This is a genomic window from Candidatus Regiella insecticola LSR1 (assembly GCF_000143625.1).
GTDB lineage: Bacteria > Pseudomonadota > Gammaproteobacteria > Enterobacterales > Enterobacteriaceae > Regiella > Regiella insecticola.
On record NZ_GL379671.1, the window covers coordinates 1 to 1,807 of the forward strand.

Here is a 1,807-nt window from a genome sequence, read left to right on the forward strand (position 1 = left end):
TCAATAAATCATTTCGATATTGTACGTCAATTTATAACACCTAAGCCATATCGATGTTCACTTTATAGATATCAATACTATCCAGCGTGCTGTTTTCCCTTGCAGGTAACGCTTCAATACTGCATTGAGTGCCCGGCTGTTCGCGATGGGATCTGCTCCCTTGCAGCTTATTTGCCCTACCTTCGGATCATACAGATAATAACCCTGCTGCCCCTGTTCGATTTTGCTGGCCAACATCAATACATGATGATTAACTTTTAACAGATAACTGCCTTCAGCACCGTTGAACGGTAACACGGGCGTGCGAGTAAATATTTTCGGGTTGCTTAATGCTATTTGTTTTAACCCGGTAAATAGCGTACGAAGCTGATTGAGTTGTCTTGCTTCAGGCAGGGGAAGCGCACTCACGGCTTGCTGTTGGTTGATGATGGCATGAGTGAAAAGCACCTGCATTTGGCTGTCTCTTGAGAGCAAGCAGCCAGCCAGGCCAGACCCAGCGCGGTCTCTGACGCTAGAGTGTTAAACGTTGGGTGTTCGATATAGAATGCCTGAGGCGCAATCTGTGCTGTTATGTTAACTTCGGGTGCCGTATTCTTTCTGGCGGTCATGGCCAGCTCTGCAATACTTTTTGCCTGGTTTTCGCGCCAATCTTGACTCAGTTGCAATGCCGCTTGGCTGCTTAGGTTTGCTAGTTGTGGATGAATACGTTGCAATTGCAGCAGTTGATACACTTCCTGATGCCATGCCTGGCGCTGCTCTGCATCGAAAATCGTCTGCATCAATCGCTTGACGTCCAGCCCTTCATCGGCATGTTGGAACGCATCGGCGAGATACGCCAGTTGCTGCTGGGTTAATGATGGGTAAGTGATTTTACCTAAGGCTAACTCATCAACAATCGCCTTGATGCGCTGCAAACGTAACGCCAAATCCGCCTCCGTCGCGGGCAGCAATTTACCCTGTTTATTCCAGCGCAGCAGTAGCTTGTCCTCACTGATTTTATGCTGCCAGTCGCCTTCACTGCTCTGGGTGAATTTCCGACCTGATTGGCTGACCATCACGTCTGTTCGGCGGGCGGCAATGTCCGTGCGGATACCTTGTTGATCCAGTGACAGCGCAAGCTGATGGGCATAATTGGTTGTGACGTCTCGCTCCGCCAGTGAACAGCCCACTAAGCTAATGTAGCCTGGCTGACTGTTTATCGAATAATCGTCGTTTAGCTGTTGGCTTAACCGGGCTATCTTGCTCGCTAGTTCCAGTGCGTCACTCCCCCCCAATGTCTGATCATGTTTTGTCCTATCATCCTTACGGCCATGCCCCACCACTTGCCAACGTAAATAACCCCGCAAAATACTGGGGTCGCCATAAACCACCCGATAGTGCCCCTCAGCATCGAGCTGAACCAACACGCTGCGGCCAGGGTATTTACCCGCCAGTTTTGCCGCCGCTTTCCTCACCGCGGGGTTATCTTCCAGCTGCAAGACAAGCTGGCTGGCAAAGCGGCTGTTTTCTCCCGATCCCATCAGGCTAACTTCCTGTGTTTTCCAGCTATTGACCGCTTCTCTGTGCAGGGCTGGGCTATTTTGGCTGCCTAATGCTAATTCCTGTTCATCATTCCAAACGTTATCCAGTAACTCTGACAGTTGATGCTGTTGCAGGAAGGCACGGGTGAGAGGGATTTTGATTTCATCGCTTCTCTTTTCCATGACTTTAGGCCCTTCCTTCTGACGGGTATAGCCGTTATCTGCTAAATTCAGCGCCTGAAGTGTTTCGGTCAGTCGGGCAGTGAATGCGTCTTCGTCGTGTAACT

2 protein-coding genes are annotated in these 1,807 nt (G+C 50.0%); both read right to left on the reverse strand.

Going from position 1 to position 1,807, the window contains the following annotated elements:
* Positions 1-57: 57 nt before the first annotated feature.
* A complete protein-coding gene (locus REG_RS09220; protein WP_039908538.1) occupies positions 58-453 on the reverse strand; it encodes a hypothetical protein in 396 nt (131 codons plus the stop codon).
* A partial coding sequence (locus tag REG_RS10890; protein ID WP_050749381.1) for a C80 family cysteine peptidase occupies positions 405-1,807 on the reverse strand: 1,403 nt, incomplete at its 5' end. The genes REG_RS09220 and REG_RS10890, both read right to left, overlap by 49 nt.